This is a genomic window from Mesorhizobium sp. WSM3224 (genome assembly GCF_000427725.1).
Taxonomy (GTDB): Bacteria; Pseudomonadota; Alphaproteobacteria; order Rhizobiales; family Rhizobiaceae; genus Mesorhizobium.
On sequence record NZ_ATYO01000006.1, the window covers coordinates 1 to 24431 of the forward strand.

Annotated in this window: 23 protein-coding genes and 1 pseudogene; 11 read left to right on the plus strand and 13 right to left on the minus strand. The window is 64.6% G+C overall.

Annotated elements, in window-relative coordinates:
- Positions 1-259, plus strand: a pseudogene (locus tag YU3_RS41215) (hypothetical protein); the annotation flags it as partial.
- 150 nt (positions 260-409) lie between these two features.
- Here YU3_RS41215 and YU3_RS0112270 read toward each other — a convergent pair.
- On the minus strand, positions 410-1123 hold the full coding sequence (locus tag YU3_RS0112270) for a transcriptional regulator NanR (RefSeq protein WP_027166528.1): 714 nt from the start codon (positions 1121-1123) through the stop codon (positions 410-412).
- Between the two features lie 186 nt (positions 1124-1309).
- On the opposite strand from YU3_RS0112270, the gene oiaX reads away from it, so the two are divergent.
- The 6 genes from oiaX to dhaL all read left to right on the plus strand — a co-directional run bounded on the left by oiaX (position 1310) and on the right by dhaL (position 6913).
- Positions 1310-2560 (plus strand): 3-oxo-isoapionate-4-phosphate decarboxylase OiaX, encoded by a 1251-nt coding sequence (oiaX, locus tag YU3_RS0112275; RefSeq protein ID WP_027166529.1) that lies wholly within the window; start codon positions 1310-1312, stop codon positions 2558-2560.
- 2 nt (positions 2561-2562) lie between these two features.
- On the plus strand, positions 2563-3894 hold the full coding sequence (locus tag YU3_RS0112280; RefSeq protein ID WP_027166530.1) for a four-carbon acid sugar kinase family protein: 1332 nt from the start codon (positions 2563-2565) through the stop codon (positions 3892-3894).
- A gap of 49 nt (positions 3895-3943) precedes the next feature.
- Complete coding sequence (locus tag YU3_RS0112285) at positions 3944-4711, plus strand: triose-phosphate isomerase (protein WP_027166531.1); 768 nt, start codon at positions 3944-3946, stop codon at positions 4709-4711.
- A 10-nt stretch (positions 4712-4721) separates the two neighbouring features.
- Positions 4722-5177: an RpiB/LacA/LacB family sugar-phosphate isomerase gene (locus YU3_RS0112290; RefSeq protein ID WP_027166532.1), complete on the plus strand. Its 456-nt coding sequence runs from the start codon at positions 4722-4724 to the stop codon at positions 5175-5177.
- A gap of 111 nt (positions 5178-5288) precedes the next feature.
- Positions 5289-6296: a dihydroxyacetone kinase subunit DhaK gene (locus tag YU3_RS0112295; protein WP_027166533.1), complete on the plus strand. Its 1008-nt coding sequence runs from the start codon at positions 5289-5291 to the stop codon at positions 6294-6296.
- A 5-nt stretch (positions 6297-6301) separates the two neighbouring features.
- A complete protein-coding gene (dhaL, locus tag YU3_RS0112300) occupies positions 6302-6913 on the plus strand; it encodes a dihydroxyacetone kinase subunit DhaL (protein ID WP_027166534.1) in 612 nt (203 codons plus the stop codon).
- Between the two features lie 156 nt (positions 6914-7069).
- Here the strand turns inward: dhaL and YU3_RS0112305 are convergent, their stop codons facing one another.
- The 5 genes from YU3_RS0112305 to YU3_RS0112325 form a co-directional block, all read right to left on the minus strand.
- Positions 7070-7750 carry an SGNH/GDSL hydrolase family protein gene (locus YU3_RS0112305; protein WP_027166535.1) on the minus strand — a complete coding sequence of 227 codons (681 nt, stop codon included), beginning with the start codon at positions 7748-7750 and terminating at the stop codon, positions 7070-7072.
- Between the two features lie 56 nt (positions 7751-7806).
- The gene (locus YU3_RS0112310) at positions 7807-8733 is read right to left on the minus strand and encodes an ABC transporter permease (RefSeq protein ID WP_036258411.1); all 927 of its coding nucleotides are present in this window, start codon (positions 8731-8733) and stop codon (positions 7807-7809) included.
- A gap of 27 nt (positions 8734-8760) precedes the next feature.
- Positions 8761-9672 (minus strand): ABC transporter permease, encoded by a 912-nt coding sequence (locus tag YU3_RS0112315; protein ID WP_245273489.1) that lies wholly within the window; start codon positions 9670-9672, stop codon positions 8761-8763.
- Between the two features lie 37 nt (positions 9673-9709).
- Positions 9710-11236: a sugar ABC transporter ATP-binding protein gene (locus YU3_RS0112320; RefSeq protein ID WP_027166538.1), complete on the minus strand. Its 1527-nt coding sequence runs from the start codon at positions 11234-11236 to the stop codon at positions 9710-9712.
- A gap of 82 nt (positions 11237-11318) precedes the next feature.
- The gene (locus YU3_RS0112325) at positions 11319-12392 is read right to left on the minus strand and encodes an ABC transporter substrate-binding protein (RefSeq protein WP_027166539.1); all 1074 of its coding nucleotides are present in this window, start codon (positions 12390-12392) and stop codon (positions 11319-11321) included.
- Between the two features lie 396 nt (positions 12393-12788).
- Between YU3_RS0112325 and YU3_RS0112330 the strand changes: the two genes are divergently transcribed.
- Both YU3_RS0112330 and YU3_RS0112335 read left to right on the plus strand, forming a co-directional pair.
- Positions 12789-13439 (plus strand): SGNH/GDSL hydrolase family protein, encoded by a 651-nt coding sequence (locus YU3_RS0112330; protein ID WP_027166540.1) that lies wholly within the window; start codon positions 12789-12791, stop codon positions 13437-13439.
- A gap of 41 nt (positions 13440-13480) precedes the next feature.
- A complete protein-coding gene (locus YU3_RS0112335) occupies positions 13481-14584 on the plus strand; it encodes an ROK family transcriptional regulator (protein WP_245273491.1) in 1104 nt (367 codons plus the stop codon).
- Between the two features lies 1 nt (position 14585).
- On the opposite strand, the gene YU3_RS0112340 is transcribed toward YU3_RS0112335, so the two are convergent.
- From YU3_RS0112340 to YU3_RS0112360, 5 genes are all read right to left on the minus strand, one after another.
- Positions 14586-15506: an anti-sigma factor gene (locus YU3_RS0112340; protein ID WP_027166542.1), complete on the minus strand. Its 921-nt coding sequence runs from the start codon at positions 15504-15506 to the stop codon at positions 14586-14588.
- The gene (locus YU3_RS0112345; RefSeq protein ID WP_036258355.1) at positions 15493-16035 is read right to left on the minus strand and encodes a sigma-70 family RNA polymerase sigma factor; all 543 of its coding nucleotides are present in this window, start codon (positions 16033-16035) and stop codon (positions 15493-15495) included. Before YU3_RS0112345 ends, YU3_RS0112340 begins: the two co-directional genes overlap by 14 nt.
- A gap of 505 nt (positions 16036-16540) precedes the next feature.
- Complete coding sequence (chrA, locus tag YU3_RS0112350; RefSeq protein WP_027166544.1) at positions 16541-17929, minus strand: chromate efflux transporter; 1389 nt, start codon at positions 17927-17929, stop codon at positions 16541-16543.
- A complete protein-coding gene (locus tag YU3_RS0112355; RefSeq protein WP_027166545.1) occupies positions 17926-18744 on the minus strand; it encodes a chromate resistance protein ChrB domain-containing protein in 819 nt (272 codons plus the stop codon). Before YU3_RS0112355 ends, chrA begins: the two co-directional genes overlap by 4 nt.
- A 180-nt stretch (positions 18745-18924) precedes the next feature.
- Positions 18925-19713, minus strand: coding sequence for a 3-hydroxybutyrate dehydrogenase (locus tag YU3_RS0112360; protein ID WP_027166546.1), 789 nt, complete (start codon positions 19711-19713; stop codon positions 18925-18927).
- A gap of 226 nt (positions 19714-19939) precedes the next feature.
- On the opposite strand from YU3_RS0112360, the gene YU3_RS0112365 reads away from it, so the two are divergent.
- The gene (locus tag YU3_RS0112365) at positions 19940-20728 is read left to right on the plus strand and encodes an acetoacetate decarboxylase (RefSeq protein ID WP_036258416.1); all 789 of its coding nucleotides are present in this window, start codon (positions 19940-19942) and stop codon (positions 20726-20728) included.
- A complete protein-coding gene (locus YU3_RS0112370; protein ID WP_027166548.1) occupies positions 20721-21881 on the plus strand; it encodes a patatin-like phospholipase family protein in 1161 nt (386 codons plus the stop codon). The genes YU3_RS0112365 and YU3_RS0112370 overlap by 8 nt, the downstream gene beginning before the upstream one ends.
- A 271-nt stretch (positions 21882-22152) precedes the next feature.
- Here YU3_RS0112370 and YU3_RS0112375 read toward each other — a convergent pair whose 3' ends face one another.
- Entirely contained in the window at positions 22153-23754 is a 1602-nt protein-coding gene (locus YU3_RS0112375) for an inorganic phosphate transporter (protein WP_027166549.1), read from the minus strand.
- A 52-nt stretch (positions 23755-23806) separates the two neighbouring features.
- The gene (locus YU3_RS0112380) at positions 23807-24379 is read right to left on the minus strand and encodes a TetR family transcriptional regulator (protein ID WP_027166550.1); all 573 of its coding nucleotides are present in this window, start codon (positions 24377-24379) and stop codon (positions 23807-23809) included.
- Positions 24380-24431 lie beyond the last annotated feature (52 nt).

Consider the following 24431-nt stretch of genomic DNA (forward strand, 5'->3'; position numbering starts at 1 on the left):
CCACATCACCAATCCCGAGAAGCTCGCAAGCCTCATCGTCATCGTGATGCTCGCCATCACATGGGCCTACCGATGCGCCACCCAAACCATGGGCATGAAGGCCATACCCCGCAAAAGCCACGGCCGCCGCGAAAAATCCTGGTTCCGCATCGGTCTCGACGCACTCAGAGACTGGATCGTCAACTGCCCCAAAGCAGCCGCCCACGCGTGGCTCGAAAAAGCACCCCGAAGATCGATGATCAGCTCAAAAAACGCCTGAGTCGTGTACCGTGGAATCCGTTTCAGCGCGACGCGCTTTAGGTAGCATGATCCCGAAAAGTGGGAACCGGTTTTCGGAGAAGATCATGCTCCAACAAAAAGCTCGATCAGGACGGCGATTCAACGAAACGTCATCCTGATCTGAACGAAGCTACTTTCCGGAGTTCATCACATAGAGGGCGCGCGAGCGTTCGAGGTGCTTGATCATCGCCTTCTCGGCGCCTTCGGCGTCTTTCTTCTCGATGCAGCCGATGATCTCCTCGTGCTCGGTCAGGGTGAACTTTTCCTTGCCGGTCCAGATCAGCATCTCGGTGTGATATTCCTTCAGCCAGCCAAGCATCGCCTCGCTGACCGCGACATAGATCGGATTGCCTGAAATCGCCGCGATCTGGGTGTGGAAGCGCATGTCGGCGGAGATGAACGCCTCGGCATCGCCACGCGCCGCTCGTTGCTCGGCGACGGTTGCCCTGAGCCGCTGCACGTCGTCGGGCGTCGCCTTCTCCGCGGCTTCCTTGACCATGCCGCGCTCGAAGAAGATGCGCGCGCTCTTCAGGTGTTCGAGCGTGTCCTTCGACGACGACAGGATGATCTTGGCGGCACCGTCGACCTGCTTGATGATCGACTTGGCGGTGAGCTGCAGCACCTTGGCGCGTTCGCCATGCGAGATGGCGACGAGACCCATGTTGCTCAACGCCTGCATCGCCTCGCGGATTGCCGGCCGGCCGACTTCGAAGCGCTCCATCAGCTCGCGCTCGGACGGCATGTCGTCGCCAGGCTGCAATTCGCCGCTGGTGATCAGGCGCTTCAGCCTGACAAAGACTTCGTCGGAAAGCTTGCGCCGGACGATCGGTTCCGAACGGTTCATCGTCGCGAATCACTCCCTTGACCCAGTCCCAACCTATCACCGCGGCCGCAATTTCCGGAATGCCCGTCGCCTGTCGCATGGCGTCTCCGCCGGGCAGGATATTGCTTGCAATGCTTATGTACTCATTATACCAGATTTCGAGCGCAGGGAATTCTTTTCCTGACTTTCGACTGAGTCTGGCCGGCCATGATCACCCTCACCTATCGCATCGAGACCCCGGGGAGCATCGAGGTGCTGGCGGCCAAGATCGCCAGCGACCAGTCGACCGGCACCTTCGTCGCATTGCCCGGCGAGACCGAGGAGTTGAAGGCACGGGTGGCAGCGCGCGTGCTGGCGATCCGGCCTTTGCCGGACGCGGCGCAACCTTCGATACCCGAAGCCGGCGGCGGTCCCTTCAAGCGCGCCGATGTCGACATCGCTTTTCCGTTCGACGCGATCGGCACCGATCTCGCGGCGCTGATGACGATTGCGATCGGCGGCACCTATTCGATCAGGGGACTGTCCGGCATCCGCGTCATCGACATGAAGCTGCCCGAGGAATTCAGGGGCTCCCATCCCGGCCCGCAATTCGGCGTCGCCGGCAGCCGCAGGCTGACCGGCGTCGAGGGCCGTCCGATCATCGGCACCATCGTCAAGCCGGCGCTGGGTTTGAGGCCGCATGAGACGGCCGAGATGGTGGGCGAGTTGATTGAGGCCGGCGTCGACTTCATTAAGGACGACGAGAAGCTGATGAGCCCGGCCTATTCGCCGCTATCGGAACGGGTGAAGGCGATCATGCCGCTGATCCTCGACCATGAGCAGAAAACCGGCAAGAAGGTAATGTATGCCTTCGGCATCTCGCACGCCGATCCCGACGAGATGATGCGCAACCACGATCTGGTGCTTGAAGCCGGCGGCAATTGCGCGGTGGTCAACATCAACTCCATCGGCTTCGGCGGCATGGCTTACCTCAGGAAGCGTTCCGGCCTGGTGCTGCACGCGCATCGCAACGGCTGGGACATCCTCACCCGCCATCCGGGCCTCGGCATGGATTTCAGGGTCTGGCAGCAGTTCTGGCGGCTGCTCGGCGTCGACCAGTTCCAGATCAACGGCATCGCCTCGAAATACTGGGAACCGGACGACTCCTTCATCCGCTCCTTCGAGGCGGTGACGACGCCTTTGTTTTCGCCCGACGATTGCGCCCTGCCGGTGGCGGGCTCCGGCCAGTGGGGCGGACAGGCGCCCGAGACATACGAACGCACAGGCCGGACTGTCGACCTCCTCTATCTCTGCGGCGGCGGCATCGTCAGCCACCCGGACGGGCCGGGCGCCGGCGTGCGCGCCGTGCAACAGGCCTGGCAGGCGGCGGTCGAGGGTATTCCGCTCGAGGACTTTGCCAAGAGCCATGTCGAGCTGGCGCGCTCGATCGAGAAGTTCGCCGACGGCAAGGCGGCCTGAGCGTGCGGGACCTGCTCCTCAGCTATTATGGCGACGACCTCACCGGCTCGACCGACGTCATGGAAGCGCTGGAACTCGGCGGCGTGCCGACAGTACTTTTCATGCGCAAGCCGGATGCCGGACTGATGGCGCGCTTCGCGCATTGCCGTGCCGTCGGGCTCGCCGGCACCAGCCGCAGCGAGTCCCCGCGATGGATGGACACGCATCTCGAAGCGGCTTTCACCTGGTTGAAGTCGCTTCGCGCTGAGATTTGCCACTACAAGGTCTGCTCGACCTTCGATTCCAGCCCGACGATCGGCAGCATCGGCCGGGCGATCGAGGTCGGCCGCGCGGTGTTCGCGCAGGACTGCGTGCCGCTGGTGGTCGGCGCGCCGCAGCTCAAGCGCTACACCGCATTCGGCCACCTCTTCGCCGCCTATCGCGACAGATACTACCGCATCGACCGCCACCCGGTGATGAGCCGCCACCCGGCGACGCCGATGGATGAATCTGACCTGCTTGTGCATCTGTCACGCCAAACGAAACTGACCACGGGACTGCTCGACCTGGCAACGCTGCAATCGCCATCCCGATCGGACGCCATGGACCGCCTTCTCGGAGACAGCAGCATCGTGCTTGTCGATGTCGACAGCCGCGAGACGCAGGCGCTTGCCGGCAAGGAAATATGGCGCACCAGAAAGCCGGGCGGGCACTTCGTCGTCGGTTCCTCCGGCATCGAATATGCGCTGCTTTCCGAATGGGCTGGCGATACCGCTCCGGGCAGCGAGGGCAGCTTCCCGCCGCCGGGAGCAGCCGACCGCATCGCGGTGGTGTCGGGCAGTTGCTCGCCGACGACGGAGCGGCAGATCCGCCATGCGATGACCGACGGCTTCGACGGCATCGAGGTCGATCCGGTCGAACTGGTCTCTGAGCATTCCGACAAGGCCATCGCACGCGCGACGGCAGCCGGCAACGCCAGCCTCGAAGCGGGGCGCAGCGTGATCCTTTACACGGCGCTTGGCCCCGCCGCCGATCGCGGCGACGAGATCGATCGCCAGGAAGGCGCCCGCCACAAGCTCGGCCGCGGCTTGGGCGAACTGCTGCGCGCACTGGCCGTGGAGCAGGAGTTGAAGCGTGTGATCATCGCCGGCGGCGACACGTCGAGCCACGCGCTCGGCCAGATGGGCGTCGACGCGCTGACGGTGAGAATGCCGCTGCCGGCATCGCCCGGCTCGCCGCTGTGCGTCGCCCATTCGAGCATAGGGGCGATCGACGGGCTGGAGGTGGCGCTTAAGGGCGGGCAGGTCGGAACCGATCGCTATTTCTCGGCCATCCGTGACGGCCTTGGCGATTGACAGCACCATGCCGCACTCATCCGCATTCGGTTCGCCAGGAGACTGATCGATGACACAGACGCCTCAAGTCTGGATCGGCACAAGCTGGAAGATGAACAAGACGCTGGCGGAGGCGCTCGCCTTCGCCAGCGGGCTGCTCGCCGACCCGGAAGGCGACCCGCGCATCCAGCGCTTCGTCATCCCCCCCTTCACGGCGGCGCGAGAGGTCAAGGCGATGCTGAAGGATACATCCGTCAAGGTCGGAGCGCAGACCATGCATTGGGCCGACGACGGCGCCTGGACCGGCGAGATTTCGCCGGTGATGCTGAAGGATTGCGATCTGGATATCGTCGAGCTCGGCCATTCCGAACGCCGCGAGCATTTCGGCGAAACCGACGAAACCGTGGGCCTCAAGACGGAAGCCGCCTTGCGCCACGGCCTGGTCCCCTTGATCTGCATCGGCGAGACGCTGGCCGAGCGCGAGGCCGGCCTCGCCCGCGACGTTCTCGACCGGCAGGTGCGCGGCGCGCTTTCCAAACTTGGCCCCGCGCAGAAGCGCGCGCCGATCCTGCTTGCCTACGAGCCGGTCTGGGCGATCGGCGTCAACGGCATTCCGGCAACCTCGGACTACGCCGACGCCCGCCAGGCGGAGATCATCGCTGCCGCCCAGGACGTGCTCGGCCACCGCGTCCCTTGCCTCTATGGCGGTTCGGTCAACCAGGACAATTGCGCCGAACTCATCGCATGCCCGCATATCGACGGGTTGTTCATCGGACGCGCCGCCTGGCAGGTGGAGGGCTACCTCGACATCCTGTCCAGATGCGTCGCCAAACTATGAGGAGACGTTCATGAAGCTCGCGGTTGCAGGGGACAGTGCCGGCGAAGGCCTGGCCCGGGTTCTGGCCGATCATTTAAAGGACAGGCACGAGGTGTCGGAAGTGTCGCACACCGAAACCGGGCCCGACCCGTTCTACGCCAATCTGTCCGATCGGGTCGCGAGCGATGTGCTGGCCGGCAAGTATGACCGTGCTATTCTGATCTGCGGCACGGGGATCGGCGTCTGCATCTCGGCCAACAAGGTGCCGGGCATCCGCGCGGCGCTAACGCACGACACCTACTCCGCCGAGCGTGCCGCGCTGTCGAACAATGCCCAAATCATCACCATGGGCGCGCGGGTGATCGGGCCTGAGCTGGCGAAGGCGATCGCCGATGCCTTCCTCAAGGAGACGTTCGATCCGAAGGGACGGTCGGCTGGCAATGTCGCCGCCATCGATCAAGTCGACGCCAAGTACAACGTTCGCTGAACCTTCGATACATCTCGCTTCGCGACCTTGGCTGGACCAGAATAAGAACGATTCCACGCAGCCGCGAAACGCTCTAGTCTTGCGGTCGAAGACCATGCAGGGGAGATGCGAATGAGCCTGACGCAGAAGCTGATCAATGACGGCAATGCGGCGGTCGACGAAATGCTGGCCGGCATCCTGGCCGCGCATCCCGAGCATCTTTGGCGCCCGGACAACGCGCCGCGTGCGATCGTCGCCAGGCATGGTCCGCGGACCGGCAAGGTGGCTTTGGTAGTTGGCGGCGGTTCAGGCCATGAGCCGACGTTCCTCGGCTATGTCGGCAAGGGCCTGGCGGATGCCGCCGCGATCGGCAACGTCTTCGCCTCGCCCCCGCCGCAGCCGGCGGTCGACGCGGCGATGGCCGCGAGTGGCGGCGCCGGCGTTCTGTTCATGTACGGCAATTATGCCGGCGATGTGATGAACTTCGACATGGCCGCCGAGCTTTTGGAGATGGAAGGCGTCGAGGCGCGCACGGTGCTGACCACCGACGACATCGCGTCGGCGCCGCGCAACCAGCGGCAAAAGCGCCGCGGCGTGGCCGGCAACGTGTTCATCTTCAAGGCCGCGGGGGCGGCCGCCGACATGATGATGCCGCTGGGAGAGGTGGAGCGGATCGCCCGTCACGCCAACGACCGCACCTTCACCATGGGGGTGGCGCTCTCGTCCTGTTCCCTGCCGCAGACGCGGCGTCCGAGCTTCGATCTCCCCGTCGGCGAGATGGAGATCGGCATGGGCATCCATGGCGAGCCGGGCGTGCGGCGCGGGCCATTGCGTTCGGCCAACGATGTCGCCGACGAGATCATGGACGCGATCCTGGCGGAAATGAAGGCGCCGGCCGGCGATCGTGTCGCGGTGCTGGTCAACTCGCTCGGCGCGACGCCGCTGATGGAACTCTACATCCTGAATGCCCGGATCGCGGAGCGCCTGAAGGCTGCGGGACTGGTCGTCCACAAGACTCTGGTCGGCCCTTATTGCACGTCGCTCGACATGGCCGGCGCCTCGATCACCATCATGCATCTCGATGACGAATTGCAGCGTATGATCGACCATCCGTGCGACTGCGCCATGTTCCGGAGCTGAGCCCAATGGAGTTCACGACCGGGGATTTGAAAGCCCTTTTTCGAGCCTTCTCCGCGCGGATGGCCACCGAGCGCGACAGGCTCTGCGCGCTTGACGGGGTGATCGGGGACGCCGATCACGGCATCGCCATGGAGCAAGGCATGAAGGCCGCAGCCGATGCGGCCCAAACCGCCGAAGGCACGCTGCAGGATGTGTTCAATGCCGCCGCCAAAGGCTTTCTCAACGCAGTCGGCGCCTCCTCCGGACCACTCTACGCGACCGCCCTTCTGCGCGCCGGCAAGGCCGCAGGTCCGAGCGGATCGATGCCGCGCAGCGAGTTGCGGACCGTTATTGCGGCAATCCGCGACGGCATCGCCCAGCGCGGCAAGGCGGAACCCGGCCAGAAGACGATGCTCGACGCTTGGGCTCCGGCCGCGGACGCGGCAGTCGATGGCCAGGATGCCGACGCCATAGCCGCCGCTGCCCGCCAGGGCGCGGAAGCGACGCGCGACATGATCGCAACCATCGGCCGCGCCGCGCGTCTCGGCGAGCGTTCGTTGGGCCATCCCGACCCGGGCTCGGTTTCGGCCGCAATGCTGGTCGAAGAAATCTGCAATGCGATGGGAAAGGCCGTCTGACAAATTCCTAATCTGTAGGTCACAGGTTCGATTCCTGTCGGGATCGCCACGTCTTCCAGCAAGCCAGTGGAAAAAGTTGCGGGCCGACGGTGCCGCGCCGGTCCCGCAATCGGCGCATCGGTCTGGAGGGGCCGATGCGCTTTGAAACTCGAACCCTCAGGCAACTTTGCGATCGGGTTGGCGCGCGAAGATCTCCTGGACCTTGGCCGCTATCGCCTTGCCGAGGTCGCGGTTGTTCTGCGCGGTGAAGTGGATACCGTCGCAGCCGTCGGTGGTGATGAAATCCCCGGCATTGAGGAAATCGACCTTCGTGAAGTCGGCCATGGCGCGATATTCAGCCGCGAGCGCAGCCGTCTTCTCATGGCCGCCGGCGAACATGCCCTGAAAGAAGGGATGCGGCATCGGGGTCAGGGGCGGCGGCGCGATCACCAACGCCTGCGGGGCCGGATAGGGAGTGCCTACACCACCGGCGCTGGTGAGTATCTGGCCGACGAGCTTGGCCATGCCGTTGGCGATCTCGTAGGGCGTGCGGCGGAAGAACGACTTGGTGTCGTTGGTGCCGAGCATCACGATGACCAAGTCGAGCGGCAGGTGGCTGGCGATGGCCGAGGGCAGGTAGGCGCTGCCGTTGAGGCGCGGATCGTTGGGGTCGTCGAGGCTGGTGGTGCGGGCGCTCAGACCTTCCTCGATCACATGGCAGCCGTCGCCAAGATGCGAGGCCATCACACCCGTCCAGCGGTCCTGATAGGCATAGCGATGCGTCGGCGATCCCTCGATGACCGGAATCCAGCCCCAGGTCAGCGAATCTCCAAAACACAAAATCGATCTTTTGCTCATGTCTCCAATCCATTTCCGTACGCGATTGACTATTGGCCGTTCCGAACTTGCCACCCTCAGCTCGACCTGCTCCTGACGCCGTAGAAGATTGCGGCGAGCAGGATGATGAGCCCCTGCGCAATCAGCTTGCCGGGCTCGTCCACGCCGAAGGTCGTCATCACGACGAACAGCAGTGCGAACGAGAGCACGCCGAAGAACGGTCCCCAGACGCCGCCTTCCCCGCGGCCGAAAACGACGCCGCCAAGGATGGTTGCTGCGACCGCCAGGATCGGCAGGTCGAGACCGACCCTGACGCTGCCGACGGCGATCGAGGCCGTCTGGACCAGCGCCGAAACACCCGCGAGCAGGCCCGCCAGCGTGTGCGCAAGCACCACGGTGCGGGCGACCGGGACGCCGGAGAAATGCGCCGCCTGCACGTTCTCGCCGACCGACGTCACGTAGCGGCCGAAGACCGTCCGGGACAGGAACAGCGACAGCGCTGCCGAAACCACCACCCAGAAGATCACGGGCGTGGGCACCGGACCAAGCTTCGTGTTGTAGATATCGCCGAACATGCCGGGCACATCGCCAGGCGGCTTGCCGCTCGACAGGTATTGCACGAACCCGACCAGCACGATGCCGACCGCGAGCGTGACGATGACGGCCGAGGCCCGCCTGACCCCGACCATCAGGCCGTTGAAGAGGCCGACGGCGAGGCCGGTGGCCAGTGCCAGGACAATCAAGAAAATCATCGAGGCACCGGGAAAGACACCGGACGAGATGGTGTAATTGATGAGCAGGATGACGCCCCCGCCCGACAGGTCGATGCTTCGCACCCGCATCACCAGAAGCTGGCCGAGCACCAATATGCCGAGCGGCACGATCTGGCGCACGAATATGCCCATGACGTTGAGATTGAGCATATTCGGCCGCGCGACCCACAGAATCAGCAGCAGCACGGCAAAGACGTAGTAGGCCGGCGGGATGCGCAGCAGGCGGCGCATGACGGGAATGGCGAGCGCGGCAGGCACTTACAACCCCATTTTCTTGCGCGATTGCAAGGCGACCACCAGGAGCAGGATCGCCCCCTTGATGGTGGTCTGGATGAATGGCGACACGTTCGTCAGGTTCATGCCGTTGGCGAGCAGCGCCATGACGAGTGCGCCGATGACGGTCCCGTGCAGGCTGCCGATGCCGCCGGAAAGCTGGGTGCCGCCGATGGCGACGGCGGTGATCGCGTCGAGTTCGAAGAGCAGTCCGACATTCGGGTCGCCCGAGACGATGCGCCCGGCGAGGAAGATGCCGGCAAGCGCCGCGAAGCAGGCGCAGATCACATAGGCAAGAACGATGTTGCGCCGGTCGGCTATGCCTAAATTATGCGCCGCATCCTCCACGCCGGACGACACGCCGCCGCCGATCGCGAAAAGGTGCAGCCCGAAGCGCGAGCCGTAGACCAGCTTCCAGGCAACCAGGATGGTAAATATTCCCCAGAACACCGGCATGGGTACCCCGAGGAAGGAGCCGGCGACGGCACTGATGACGACATCCGGCACCGTGCCGCCCGAAACTGGCCGCAACACCCGCGTGACGCCAAGCAGAATATACTGCATCGACAGCGTCGCGATGATCGGATGCACGTTGAAGCGGGTGATGATGAAGCCGTTGGTGACACCGACCAGCCCGGCCAGCACGAACACGGTCGGGATCAGCACCCAGGCGGGTCCGCCGAGGGCGAGCACTGCCGTGGTGAAGCTGATCATCGAGCCAACCGAAAGATCGAGGCCGCCGAGCAGGATGACGAACATCTGGCCGACCGCCGTGATGACGAGCGGCATCGCCTGCGGCACCAGGTTGAGCAGGTTTTCCCCATAGAGGAACTGCTTCGTCTGGAGGCTTAGCCAAAGCGCGATCGCCACGGTAATCAGCAAGGGCAGCAACCACATGCCCTGTCTGGATCCTCTCGCGCCTGTCAGGCGTCTGCTAATGGCTGTCATTGATGGTCCTCGCCGTCCCGTTGGCGCTGAGCGCCGCGTCGAGAATGTTGTGCTCCGTGGCGTCGGCCGCCGGCATTTCCTTCACGATCGTGTCGTTGTGGACGACGCAGATGCGGTCGCAGAGTCCGATCAGCTCGACCGTCTCGCGCGACAGCACCAGCACCGCGCCGCCCTTCCGCGCAAAGTCGCGCAGCAGCCGGTAGATCTCGGACTTTGCGCCGATATCGACGCCGCGCGTTGGCTCCTCGACGAGAAGGATGTCGATGTCGGCGGCGAGGTAGCGGCCGAGCAGCACCTTCTGCTGGTTGCCGCCCGACAGCGTGCCGACGGCAGCGCCAGGACCGCTGGCTTTCACGGCAAGGCTCGACATAGTGTCGGCGATCCGCCGGTGATAGCTCGCGGCCAGCGCCAGTTCCGACCGTTTCGAATGGAGTGCGGCGGCTATGTTGTGCGCGACGGAGAGGCCGAGGAAAAGCCCGTCCTCCTTGCGATCCTCCGGCACGAAGCCGACGCCCATCGCCTGCAACCGGCGCACCCCGCCGCCAGGCGACACCGGCAATGGCAGCGACCTGTCCTTGATTGTCACTCGGCCGGCGAAGGGATGGTATTGGCCGACCAGCGAGCGCACGAAGCGTTGCTGGCCCTGCCCTTCCAGGCCGGCCAGCGCGACAATCTCGCCGCGGCGCAGCGACAACGAGAACGGTCTGGAGCGCTCGGTGACGCGGAAATCCTCGACCGAAAGCATAGCGGGGCCGGGGGCGTCGCCGCGTTGCGGGAAGAGATCGGTGAGCTCGCGGCCGACCATCATCGCGATCAACGCCGCCGGCGTCATCTCGGCGACCGGCCTGGTGCCGACGAGTTCGCCATCCTTGAGAACCGTGACTGTGTCGCAGATGGCGAAGATCTCGTCCATGCGGTGCGAAATGTAGACCACCGCCTTGCCCTCATCCTTCAGCCTGCGGATGTGGCGGTTCAGAACTTCGACATCGGCGGCGTTCAGCGCCGCCGTCGGCTCGTCGAGGATGAACACGCTGGCGTCGGTCATGATGCCGTGCGCGATCTCGACGAATTGCCGCTCGGCGATGCTGAGCCTCGAAATGAGCGTGCCGGGATCGAGCGCGAGGCCGAGTTCGGCAAGCGCCTTGCCCGCCTCGCGCCGCATACGCCGATGATCGACCCCGCCAAAAGCGGTGGTCGGCTCACGGCCGAGAAACATGTTTTCGGCGATCGTCAGGTTGGGCAGCAGCGACAATTCCTGGAATACGGTCGAGATGCCGGCTTGCAGCGCGTCCTTCGGCCTGTGAAAGGCCACCTGACGCCCGTCGCGCAGGATGGCGCCGCCGTCCGGCTGGTGGACGCCGGCGAGTATCTTCATCAGCGTCGATTTGCCGGCGCCGTTCTCGCCCATCAGCGCATGGACGGAGCCGGATTGGAGCGCGATCGAGACGCCCTTCAGCGCCGCCGTGCCGGCGAACGCCTTCCGGATATCGGACATTTCGACAAGGGTTTTCACGAAACAAGCACCGCTGCATCCAGGGGAATTCCGTGGCGCGGGCCCCGCGTCGCCGCTGCCCGCGCCACCGTGACGCCACCCTTTACTTCTTGGCGTAGAACTCCTTGAGCTTGTCTTCGGGCAGCTCCGACGGCCACCAGACATTGGCCGAGAGATCATCGCGATAGTATTTCTTGACCTTCTCGAGATCCCAGCCGGGCGGGTTGTAGTCGTAGTGCTTCTTCAACTCCTTGCCTTCGAGCAGGGCCACGGCGGCGCGGATGCCGGCGGCGCCCTGCGCCGGGCTGTATTCCGCCGAGATCGACTTGAAGCCGTCGGCGATCCACTGGCCGAAGAAGCCGTTGTTGCCCTCGCCCGTGATCGGCGGGATCTTGGCGCCGAACTGCTTGAAGACGTCGACGCACGCGCGCGTCATGTCGGCGCCAGAAGACCAGATGCCGTCGACCTCGGGATTGTTAAGGTAGAGCGTCTCGCAGAGCTTCTTGGCCTTGTCGTACTGCCAGTCGCCATGCTCCTCGGCGATGATCTTGACATCGGTCCCCTTCAGCGCCTGCAGCAGGCCATTGTAGCGGTTGGTGTCCTCCGGGTGACCGGCAAGCCCGCGCAGCACCCAGATATTGCCCTTGCCGCCGAGCTCCTTGACCAGGAAGTCGCCCATCACCTTGCCGAAATGCTCGGCGCCGCCCTGGATCTCGGTGGTGAAGGCGTCGGATTCGATGCGGCCCGTGTGCACGATGACCGGGATGCCTGCCGCGACTGCCTTGGCGATGCTGGCATCCGCCGAAGTGGAGGTGACCGGCTGGACGATGATGGCGTCGACCTTCTGGGCTATCAGGTCCTCGATGTCGGCGACCTGCTTCTTCTGGTCGAAGCCGGCATCGAGCAGGATGAATTTGCTGATGCGCTTGTCCTTGGCGGCGGCCGCCTCGGCTTCATGCGCGACCTGCACTGTCCAGGTGTTCGCGTTGACGCCGAAATGGCTCATGCCGATGACCCAGGGCGAATCCTTCTTGAACTTCGCAGCCTCGACCGTCGGGTTGTCGCCTGCGCGGGCGGTAACCCCGTCAAGCAGCGATACCTCATCTGCAAACGAGGGAGCGCACCACATCGTGGTCGCGATCACTGCCGCTGCGATTGATTTGATAATCCGTCTCACTGAGCCATCCTCCTTCTCAAGCTCCACGGACCCTGGATGCCAGGGTCACGACTTCCCCATCGGCGGTCGGCCATGGCCAAACGCCGCACCTGCCGGACGATCCCGGCATTGCTTCAGCTTATTGCTCAACCCGCGCGCACGGCCGCCGGAGACACAGGTCCAGTGTCGCCGCCATGGATCATGGCAGACGGTCGGCGCAAATGGTTCGGGGCATTCCTCCCAGGCCCTTTTCAAGCATCGATCCGACCGGCTGTCAATAATTATTCAGAGTGATGGATTATCTTTGCGGCTTGCGCTACCTTTCCGCCAGATGGCAGGGTTGCGGCACTGGCGGACGAGCGACACTCGTCCGATAAACCTCTGCAAATCAGAACCTTGGCTGGATCGGGGAGGAGCATGCGATCGGTCTTGTGCTACGGCGACTCCAACACGCATGGGCAAATACCAGGCGGCACGCCGCTTGAGCGCTACGGTCCGGCTGAACGCTGGCCCGGCGTCATGGCAAGGGAGCTGGGCCCGGGCTGGCATGTCATCGAGGAAGGCCTGAGCGGCCGCACGACGGTGCGCGATGATCCGATCGAGGGAGCCCACAAGAACGGGCGCACATATCTCAGGCCCTGCCTGCAGAGCCATGCCGTTCTCGATCTCGTCATCATCATGCTGGGCACCAACGATCTCAAAGCTCGCTTCAACCAGCCGGCCTCGGAAGTCGCTATGGCCATGGGCTGCCTTGTCTACGACATCAAGGAGTTGAAGCCCGGTCCGGGCGGCAGCGTGCCCGAGATCATGATCGTTTCGCCGCCGCCGATGCTGGACGACATCAAGGAATGGCGGTCGATCTTCGCCAGTGCGCCGGAGAAGTCACGGCAACTGGCGCTCGAATTCGAGATCATCGCCGATTCACTCGAAGTGCATTTCTTCGACGCGGGTTCGGTTGTCACCTGCGACCCGCTGGACGGGTTCCACATCAACGGGCGAGCGCATGCGTTGCTGGGCAGCGCGCTGGCCCGCGAAGTTGAAGCAATCGGGTGGCCGGATGAGAAGTGACCGCGGCATAACTCCCGCGACCGGTCGCGGAAGGACGCACCATGCCTGACATGCGCTTTGCGCCTCCCAATCCGCTGCGCATCGCGGACCGCGCCAGCGGCCTCAACGCCGTCAGCGTGCGCGGCTACAATGAGCGCCTGGTGCTGTCGCTGCTGCTCCAGAGCAAGGACATCACCCGCCTCGAGATCGGCGCGCGGACCGGCCTGTCGGCGCAGACGGTGTCCGTTATCGTGCGCTCGCTCGAGCAGGAAGGGTTGATCGCCAAGGGCGAGGCCCAGCGTGGCCGTGTCGGGCCGCCGACCGTGCCCATTTCGCTCAATCCTGAAGGCGCCTATTCCGTCGGCATCAGCGTCGGCCACCGGCAGGTGGAGGTCGTGCTCGTCGACTTTGTCGGCTCGATCCGCTCACGCACGGTGCTGCCGTTCTCTACGGCCGCCCAGGACACCAACCATCCGCAGTTCATGAGCGCTGTCGCCAAGGCCATCGCCAATCTGCCTCAGCACCTCCACTCACGCATTGCCGGTATCGGTCTTGCCTTGCCCGGCGACGAAGCGGAACTCGAGCTGACGCCGAAAGCGGCCCGCGAGCGGTTCGACGCCCTGCAGGAGGAAGTCGAGAGGGAGATCGGCTATCCCGTCTACGTCCAGAACGACATCACCGCTGCAGCCGGCGGCGAAAGCATGTTCGGCGTCGCAAAGCATCTTTCGGACTACCTTTTCTTCTATCTCGGCGCGCGCCTGCACAGCCGCCTGGTCCTCAACCATCAGATCTACAACACCACTGCCGCGGTGAGCTTTGACGTCGGCATCCTGCGCCTGGAGGAGGAGATCCGGAAAAAAGGCAATTCCCCCTCCGAACTGTGGGAGCGGGGCGCGGACTGGCCTTCGTTCGGCGATGCCGAGATTGCATGGCAACGCGATCTGCTGGAGCAGATGAAGTCGTCGATAGCCGCATTGAAGCCGTTCGTTCCGGTGGCTTCGGTCGTCCTGTCCTCTTATGCGCCGCAGGCGGTCTGCAAGGCGATTTGCCGGGAGCTGGAGCAGGCCATGCCTGGCACAACCGCCATTGCCGGCAACATCGAGCGCTCGCCCAAGGCTGTCGGAGCCGCAAGCCTTCCGTTCAGCTCGAGGTTCATGGTGGAGTAATTCACCCCGGGCTGCCGGCCGCCGGATTGGCGATGACGGCGGCCCGGAAGCGGGCGACGAAATCGTCGAGCGCGGGGCGTTCGGCATCCGAGATCGCCCAGTAGGAAAAGGCGTCGTCGGTCCAGTGGACCAGCAGGAAGCCGCCCGCCGACAGATCATCCGCCACCGGCACCGATTTGGCCTCGTTCTGCCGGGGTGCGGCCACCAGCGTGATCAGATGCTCATGATGGCGATAGACCAGCGCCGGCACCGGCCTGTCGCCGATGACCTCGACGCGCCCGCCAAGCAGCGCGTAGCCGTCCTTGGCCATGTCGGGCGCCGCCGGCGAGACGCCGATGCGGCCGTCGAGCCATGGCTTCACCGTATGGCGGTCGGACGAGACGATGTCGACCGGCGTCGCCGCGAGCAGGCTGCGGCGATGGCCGTTGGCGACAGCGACCGCGAAGCTGTCGGACCCATTGTCCGCTGTCGTCAGCCACTGCGTCGCGCCGCTGGCGAGAAACGCCGTCAGCACGATCGAGGCCGCCATCTGGCGCCAGTCGAAGGAGTTGAACCGGCGCGCCGAAGCGCGCGGCCGCATCTCAACGACCTTGCCTTGCTGCTGTTGCTGCGCGGACGACTCTGCCTTGGCGGCCGTGGGTTGGGCAGCTTCCTCGGCGCCTTTAACCTCGGCGATGGCCGCGATGCGCGCCAGGAAATCGTCGCTGACGGTCGGGCGCGGCACGTTGGCGACAGCGCCGCGCAGCGCCAACAGCCGCGCATGCTCGGCGGCAAGGTCGGGATCGGCGGCCATGCGGCGCTCGACCGCCAGGGCGGCTGCGGCATCGAGCTCGCCATCGACAACGGCGTGGATCATCAGCTTCATATCCTGCGGGTCTTTCGGCAATCCATCCTCACGCGGGCGATTTTCATGCGGGCTCATGGTGGCGCCCTCCAAGTTCCGTCATCAAGAGGCCTCGGGCCCGTGCCAGCCGCGACATCACAGTGCCTTGCGGCACACCGAGCATGGCGGCGATCTCGCGATAGCTGAGACCGTTTATGTCGCGCAGCACAAGCGTTTCGCGGAACGCTTGCGGCAGTCTTGCGATCGCTGCTTCCACCGCCGCCGAATTCGCCTTGGCGATCAGCGCCGCCTCCGGGCTGTCGTCGTCGTGGTCGGGCGGCGGCGACACGTCGTCGAGATCGGCGAGGTCGCCGACGGCCACCACGCTGCGCGGACGGTTGCGCGCCATCCACGTATAGGAGGCGTTGCGCACGATGGTGAGCAGCCACGCGCGGGGGTTTCCCCCAGCGAACCCGGCAATGCCCGCATGCGCCTTGAGGCAGGCCTCCTGCACCACATCCTCGGCGTCGACGGTGTTGCCGGTCAGCCAGCGGGCCAGCGACAGCGCATCGCCGAGATGCGGCAGCACCACCTCGGCAAAACGCGCGGCCAACATCTTTTCGCTCAACACCGTTCCACCGTCAGGCGCTCCCGCCAGGGGCTTGCGGCCACCCGCGGCAGGTGGCGCGGACCTGTCCCTGCTCGTGCGGGTGAAGATCGCGACTGCAGGCGATTGCACCTGCTTCGGGGGAGGAGAAGGCATTGGTGTCACCGGAGTCAAGCACATTGGAAGAGAACGGCGCCTCGGAACAGGACCGCGCATCGCTGGCTGCAATGAGATGCTCGCCGTCATGGTCGTGGATCTCGATTGTTGCGATCGGCACCGATCAGGATCGGCGACCGGGCGGTATCGCCCAGAACAGGTGTGTCCAGCTGCAGCGCTCCAAAGGACGACGGCAGTTGAGCCCTTCGCCCTCGTCGGCCCTTGCGCTTCTGTCTTCATGCCGTTTCATGGTGGTCTCCTGCTGTTGCGCGCACGTGGCGCATGCCTTGGAGACCAGCTAACTCCGCCGTTTATTCCCGGCGATCGGCTTTTTTCGTTCACGCTGATATAACGGGCTTGTCGGGCGACCTCACAGCGCCAGCAATGCGAGCCCCGCCAGCGCCGATCCCGCCAGTGTCGGCAGCATGCCGAGCTTCAGCCTTAGCATCGCGACCATCGCCGCCGCCGACAGCAGCGCGGCGCGCCAGTCGAGCGAGGACAGGACTGGAACCTCGACGCCCCAGCCGACTTTTCCGACCTGACCGAAGACGACATGCAGCGCGAACCACAGCGCAAGGTTCATGATCACGCCGACCACCGCCGCGGTGATCGCGCCGAGCGCCGCTGCCAGCGCCTTGTTCTGCCGCAACTGCTCGATGTAGGGCGCGCCGAGGAAGATCCAGAAGAAGCAGGGCGCGAAGGTGGCCCAGAGCGTCAGCACCGACCCGAGCGATCCGGCCAACAGCGGGTTGGCAAAGCCTGCATGGCGGTAGGCTGCGGCAAAGCCGACGAACTGCAGCACCAGGATCAGCGGCCCGGGCGTCGTCTCGGCAAGCCCGAGCCCGTCCACCATCTGGCCGGGCGAAAGCCAGCCGAACGAGGTCACCGCCGCCTGCGCGACATAGGCTAGAACCGCATAGGCGCCGCCGAAGGTGACGACGGCCATCAGGCTGAAGAAGCCGCCGATCTGCGCCCACACGCTCCCCGGCCCCGCCAGCACGGCGATCAGCGCCACCGGTCCGAGCCAGAGTGGCAGCCAGATGGCGATCGTGCGGACCGCATGCCACCGCGTCGGCACGGTGTGGCCGAGCTCGCCGCGTTCGAACATCATATCCACCACACCATGGCTGTCGGCAGTTGCGCGGCCCTTGCCGTGCGCCGAGCCGGAAAACACCCCCGGAGCAAAACGATTGCCGATCCAGCCGATGAGGCCTGCCGCGAGCACGATCAGCGGGAACGGCAGCCTGGCGACATAGATGGCCAGGAAGGCCGCCACCGCGATCGCCACCATGGCACGGTTCTTCAGCGCCCGCTTGCCGATGCGGATCACCGCCTCGACGACGACGGCCAGCACCGCCGCCTTGACGCCGAAGAACAGCGCCTCGACGACCGGAGCGTCATTGTAGAGCATGTAGAAGCTGCTCAAGCCCAGCATTACCAACGCGCCGGGCAGCACGAACAGGATGCCGGCGACGAGGCCGCCCGCCGTCCGGTGCAGCAGCCAGCCGACATAGATGGCAAGCTGCTGCGCCTCGGGACCGGGGAGGAGCATGCAGTAGTTGAGCGCGTGCAGAAAACGCTCCTCCCCGATCCAGCGGCGCTCCTCGACCAGCTCCTTGTGCATCAGCGCGATCTGTCCGGCCGGCCCGCCGAAGGACAGCAGCCCGATCTTGGCCCAGAGCCGCGTCGCCTCGCGGAAGCTCGGCATGGCCGGGACCTCGGACGGCCGCGCGGCGCCGTCCTTGGCAAGCGCGGTCATTGCGCCTTGCCTGCGACGGGCCAGTTGTGCGTCTCTTCCGCCGCGTCGCGGCACCAGCGGAAGAAGGCGTCGTAGAGGAGCATGCCGGCTTCGAGTTGCTCGAGATCGTCGCGGAACATGCGCGACAGGCCGAGCGAGGCGGCGAGGAACCCGGCCGCCTGCGGCACGAGGTCGAGGCGCGCCGTATCGGCTCCGCGCACGATCAGCGCCAGGCGATCGAGCGCATCGATGCGCAGGCCGAATTCCTCGATCATCGTGTCGAAGCTGCAGCGATCGCCACGATGGCTCCAGAACACGCCTTCGATGTCGAAGGGAACTGCGGCGAAGCGATCAGCCACCAGAGGCACCTCGGCCGGATCGACGAACAGGAACACCGCATCGGGATCGACGAAGCGGCGGATCAGCCAGGGACAGGCGATACGGTCGACCTTCGGCCGGGAACGCGTGACCCATACGGTGCGGCCCTGCTCGTCGCGGGGCGGGATCGCCCCGGCCGTGACCAACGGCGCCTTGGCGGCGGCCCACGCCTCGAAGCCGCCTTCCAGCGACTCCGCCGAGATGCCTCCGTGGCGCAGCCAGGCGGCAACACCTTGGGAGAGCTTCTGCCCTCTTTGGCAGATCACGACGACTTTGCATCCGGAAAACTCGGCCGCCCAGGTCGAGACGGTCCTGAAATCGCGCCGGCGGGAAGTCGGCAGCAGCCGCGGATCGGCTTCATAATCCTCATCGATGCGCACGTCGATGAGGACCGGCGCATCCGGCAGGCCGACGAGACGGGAAAGCTGCGGAACGGTAATTGCGGTAGTTGACGGCATGGCGTCCACCTCCTGAAAAAAGAGAGTTTGGACGCGATCGTTGGGCTGACGCCTCACGGGGTCGTCGCGGGGAACCCCTTGGCCGCGATGCTGGAACGCTCCCCCACGATTGTCAAGAATTCAAATTGCCGGGGAAGACGGGAACTCCGCCCCGACCTTTCCCTGAAACGGCATTCGCCCTTACTGCGCAGTCCAGCCGCCATCCATCGGCAGGGTCGTGCCGGTCATCTGCCTGGCGGCATCCGAGCACAGGAAGAGCGTCAGCGCGGCAAGCTCCTCGACGGTGACGAACTCCTTGGTCGGCTGCGCCGCCAGCAGCACGTCGTGCTTGACCTGTTCCTCGGTCATGCCGCGCGCCTTCATCGTGTCGGGGATCTGCTTCTCGACCAGCGGCGTCCAGACATAGCCGGGAGCGATCGCGTTCACGGTGATCCCATCCTGCGCCACTTCCAGCGCCACCGTCTTGGTCAGGCCGGCAATGCCGTGCTTGGCCGAGACATAGGCCGACTTGAACGGCGAGGCGACCAGGGCATGCGCGGAAGCCGTGTTGATGATGCGGCCCCATTTGCGGCTCTTCATGCCGGGCACCACCGCCTTGATCGCATAGAAAGCGGCCAAAAGGTTGATGCGGATGATGGCTTCCCACTTGTCGTCGGGAAATTCCTCGATCGGCGCGACATGCTGGATGCCGGCATTGTTGACCAGGATGTCGAGGCTGCCGAACGCTTCCTCGGCCTCGTGAATCATGGCGGTGACGGCGGCGCCGTCCATCATGTTGGCGCCAGAGTAGCGGCACTTGACGCCGAAATCCTTCTCGATGCCGGCCCGCTCCTGCTCGATCGCCGCGGCGTCGCCCAGGCCGTTGATGGTGACGTTGGCGCCTTCCGCCGCAAAGGCGCGGGCGATTGCAAGGCCGATGCCGCTGGTCGAGCCGGTGACGAGCGCATTCTTCGAAGACAGGGAACCCATGGGAAAATCTCGCGACAGGTAGGAGGGACCATGAGGGCACATAGTTTGTGCGCCGCAGCATGACAATGCCATGGCCGTATGTCGTTGCGATTACAATGTTGTGATGCTGTTCTCGATCCACGAAGCTGGCGCTCAAGAACCATGACATGGCACTGTCATGGTGCCGTGCAACATACTCTTCCTGCGCGTTTCGCGCGTGTCATTCCTGAACCGATGGGTGAACAGCTTGGAAATCGCCGACGTCGTGAAGCGCGCCTATGCGATGCCGCTTACCAATCCGTCCTTCCCGCCCGGGCCCTATCGTTTCTTCGACCGCGAATACATCATCATCACCTACCGCACCACGCGCGAGGCACTGGAAGCGGTCGTGCCGGCGCCGCTCGAGATCGACGAGCCGCTGGTCAAGTATGAGTTCATTCGCATGCCGGATTCGACCGGCTTCGGCGATTACACCGAAACCGGCCAGGTCATACCGGTGCGCTACAAGGGCCAGCATGGCGGCTATGTCCATTCGATGTATCTCGACGACGACGCGCCGATCGCCGGCGGCCGCGAGCTCTGGGGGTTCCCGAAGAAGCTCGCCAGCCCCAAGATCGTGCATGAGGGCGAGGTGGTGGTGGGCACGCTGCACTATGGCAGCGTTCTGTGCGCCACCGGCACGATGGGCTACAAGCACCGCGAGGCCGATCATGACCAGGTGCTGGCCTCGCTCGCCGCGCCCAATTTCCTCATCAAGATCATCCCACATGTCGACGGCAGTCCGCGCATCTGCGAGCTGGTTCGCTACTACCTCACCGACATCACGCTGAAGGAAGCCTGGACGGCGCCCGCCGCGCTCGACCTTCGCCCGCATGTCATGGCCGATGTGGCCAAGCTGCCTGTGCTGGACATCGTCTCGGCCGTCCACTTCACCGCCGATCTGACGCTCGGCCTGGGCGAAGTCGTGCATGATTACCTCGCCGGCCACAACCAATCCGCCGCCGGTGCGACCCAGTTGGAGAAAGCCGGTGCTTGAGCGCAACCGCAGCAAGGCGGCCGCCGCCACCATTGCCGAAATCACGGCGCAATATGACCGCATCGCCTTGGTGTTCCAGGGTGGCGGCGCGCTTGGAGCCTATCAGGCGGGGGTCTATCAGGCGCTTGCCGATGCCGGCTGCGAGCCGAGCTGGCTCTCCGGCGTCTCGATCGGCGCCATCAACGCCTCGATCATCGCCGGCAACGAGCCGAGCCGCCGCCTGCAGCGGCTGGAACAGTTCTGGCAGACGATTTCGGGCCGCAAGATCTGGGCCTATACGCCCGAAGGCGACATCTACCGCGATATCCGCAACCAGACCTCGTCATTGATGACGATGACGATGGGCCAGCCCGGCTTCTTCAAGCCCCGCAGTCCCAATCCCTGGTTCCAGCTGTCGGGCGCTGAAGGCGCCACTAGCTTCTACGACACCGCCGAGCTCAAGGACACGCTGGAAAGCCTGATCGACTTCGACCTGCTCAACGACGGCAGGAAGCGGCTGAGCGTCGGCGCGGTCAACGTCCGAACCGGCAACTTCGTCTATTTCGACACCGACAAGGTTCGCATCGGGCCGGAGCACATCATGGCGAGCGGCGCGCTGCCGCCGGCCTTTCCCTCGATCCGCATCGAGGGCGAGTATTATTGGGACGGCGGCATCGTTTCCAACACGCCGTTGCAATATCTGCTCGACCAGGAAGAGGACCGGTCTTCGCTGGTTTTCCAGGTCGACCTGTTCAGCGCCCGCGGCGTGCTGCCGCGCGGCATGGCCGACGTCCTGTCGCGCCACAAGGACATCATGTATTCGAGCCGCACGCGCCAGAACACCGACAATTTCGAACGCATCCACGCACTCAAGATGAAGCTGCTCGATGCGCTCAAGCGGGTGCCGCCGGAACAGCTCAAGGACGGCGAGAGTGAGTTGATCGCCGACTATTCGAACGCCGGCGTCGTCAACATCGTTCACCTGATCTACCAGCACAAAGGCTATGAAGGCCACGCTAAGGACTACGAATTCTCGGGCACCTCGATGCGCGAGCATTGGGAAATGGGCCTGGAGGACACCGAGCGCACATTGCGCCACAAGAAGTGGCTGATGCTGCCGACCAATGTCGAGGGCGTCGCCATCCACGACCTGCATCGCGAAGATCCGACCTAAGGTCCGGCAAAGCACCACGGTCGAGTTCCTTCACACCCCCCTCTGTCCTGCCGGACATCTCCCCCGCAACAAGGGGGGAGATTGGCAGCTCGACCGTCGGCGTTCATTTCCCAACGTTGATGATTGGCGAAAGCCGGCGTAACATTCGATCTCCCCCCTTGCGGGGGAGATGTCCGGCAGGACAGAGGGGGTGCTGTCCCGCCAGCGTTTCGGGATAACCTGAAGGGATACGGGGCCTGAAAGCTGGCACCGTTGATGCCATTGCCGCCGCTCAGAACACCTGGCGGAGGATCACGAACAGCACGAAGGCGAGCGCGATCGAGCAGGGCAGCGTGAGCACCCAGGCAAGCAAAAGGTTGCGCACGGTCGACCATTGCAGGCCGGAGCCGTTGGCCGCCATCGTGCCGGCGACGCCGGACGACAGCACATGGGTGGTCGACACCGGCAGGCCGAGCCGGTCGGCCATGCCGATGGTGATCATCGCCACCAGCTCGGCAGCCGCGCCCTGGCCATAGGTCAGGTGGCTCTTGCCGATCTTCTCGCCGACGGTGACGACGATGCGCTTCCAGCCGACCATGGTGCCGAGACCCAGCGCCAGCGCCACGGCGACCTTCACCCATAGCGGTATGAACTTCGTCGCGTTGTCGACCGCCTTGTGATAGTCGGTCACCGCCTTGAGGTCATCGGCCTGCATCGGCAGCAACTTCTTCTTGTCGATCAGCTTCAGCGCTTCGCCGATCAGGTAGATGTCGTTGCGCGCGTTGCTGACCAGATCGGTCGGCACCTTGTCGACCGAAGCATAGGGCTGCAGCTCGGCGGTCGTGTTGTGGATGTAGGTCTGCAGCGCGACCGTCGTCTGATCGTTCCAGGTCTTGCTGCGCACGGCCTCCTGGACAGCGGCCTTCGGATCGGCGGCTGTCACGCCAGGTTTGACATATTTGCCCAGCGCCTGCTCGACGGAGACCGAGGCCGACTTGTAGGCTTCGAGATAGTTGATGTCGGGCGTGCGATTGAGTGCGAAGGCGGTCGGCACCACGCCGATCAGGATCAGCATGATCAATCCCATGCCCTTCTGGCCGTCATTGGAGCCATGCGCGAAGCTGACGCCGGTGCAGGTGAAGATCAGCAGTGCGCGGATCCACCACGGCGGCGGCGTGTTGCCCTTCGGCGCTTCGTAGAGCGCCGGGTTGCGCACCAGGAGCTTCATCGCATAGAGCAGCACGGCGGCGGCGAAGAAGCCGATGATCGGAGAGACCAGCAAAGTGGTGCCGACATTGGTCGCCTGCCCCCAGTCGACGCCGCTGGTGGCGCTTCCGGCCGGAGCCGTGAACTGGTTGGCGAGGCCGACGCCGATGATCGAACCGACCATCGTGTGCGAGCTCGAAGCCGGCAGGCCGAGGAACCAGGTGCCGAGGTTCCACAGGATGGCCGCGACCAGCAGGGCGAACACCATGGCGAAGCCCGAGGACGAGCCGACCTGCAGGATAAGCTCGACCGGCAGCAGCGACAGGATGCCGAACGCCACTGCGCCGCTCGAGGTCAGCACGCCGAGGAAGTTGAAGACACCCGACCACATGACGGCGAATTCGGCCGGCAGCGAACGCGTGTAGATGACGGTGGCGACCGCGTTGGCGGTGTCGTGGAAGCCGTTGACGAACTCGAAGCCCAGCGCGATCAAAAGGGCGATGCCGAGCAGGATCCAGGGCACCGTCTTGGCTTCGGCCAGGTCCTGGCTGAGCGCATAGCCGACATAGATGATGCCGACGAGCACCAGCACGCCGAAAGCCGGCAGGAACCACTTGGCACCGCCCGATTGTGCTAGAGGATGATCCGGTCTCGGGATCCCCGCCTCACTGGAAACTACGTCCACCATTGTCCCACTCCTTTTGCATTCGCAGCAAAGAACCGTGGAGGACGCTATGTCGCTAGGATGAAGCTGGTGTGACGCTCTCAACCGTTGGTGATCTACCGGCTATCTTCAGCAGCGAGGAAACCAGAAGCTCGCGCTCGTCCTGCGACAGCACGTCTGAATCAAAGAGATTCATGCTGCGCATGCCCTCGATGGCGAGAAAGCAGACCAGCAGCGAGCCGAGATCGTCCGTCTCCCCCTTCAGCCGTTCGAACAGCTGGCGTTTGAACGCCTTTATCGGCGTCAGGAAGTCGGGATCTTCGGCGATCGCCGAGAACATCCAGGAGGCCGAGGGTTTCGGCCGCTCGCAATCGTCGGCCGAAAGTTTGATATAGGCCGAGAGCACGCTCTCATGGTCGGCCTCGGCCGCGCGTGTTTCCAATGCCTTGTGGAAGTCGCTGAGATAGCTTTCGACAAGCCCCTGCATGAGCTTGGCCTTGGTCGGGAAGTTGTAGAGCAGGCCGCCTTTCGACACTCCGGCGCGGCTGGCGACAGCTTCAAGCGACAGGCTTCCCGGGCCTGCCTCGCGTGCCACGTCGGCGGCGGCGGCAAGGATCTTTTCGCGTGAGTTTGCCCTGGGTACTCTCATCGCGCCTCCCCGTACATTAGCCTAGGCGGAATTGACAAGACCGTCCAGCCGG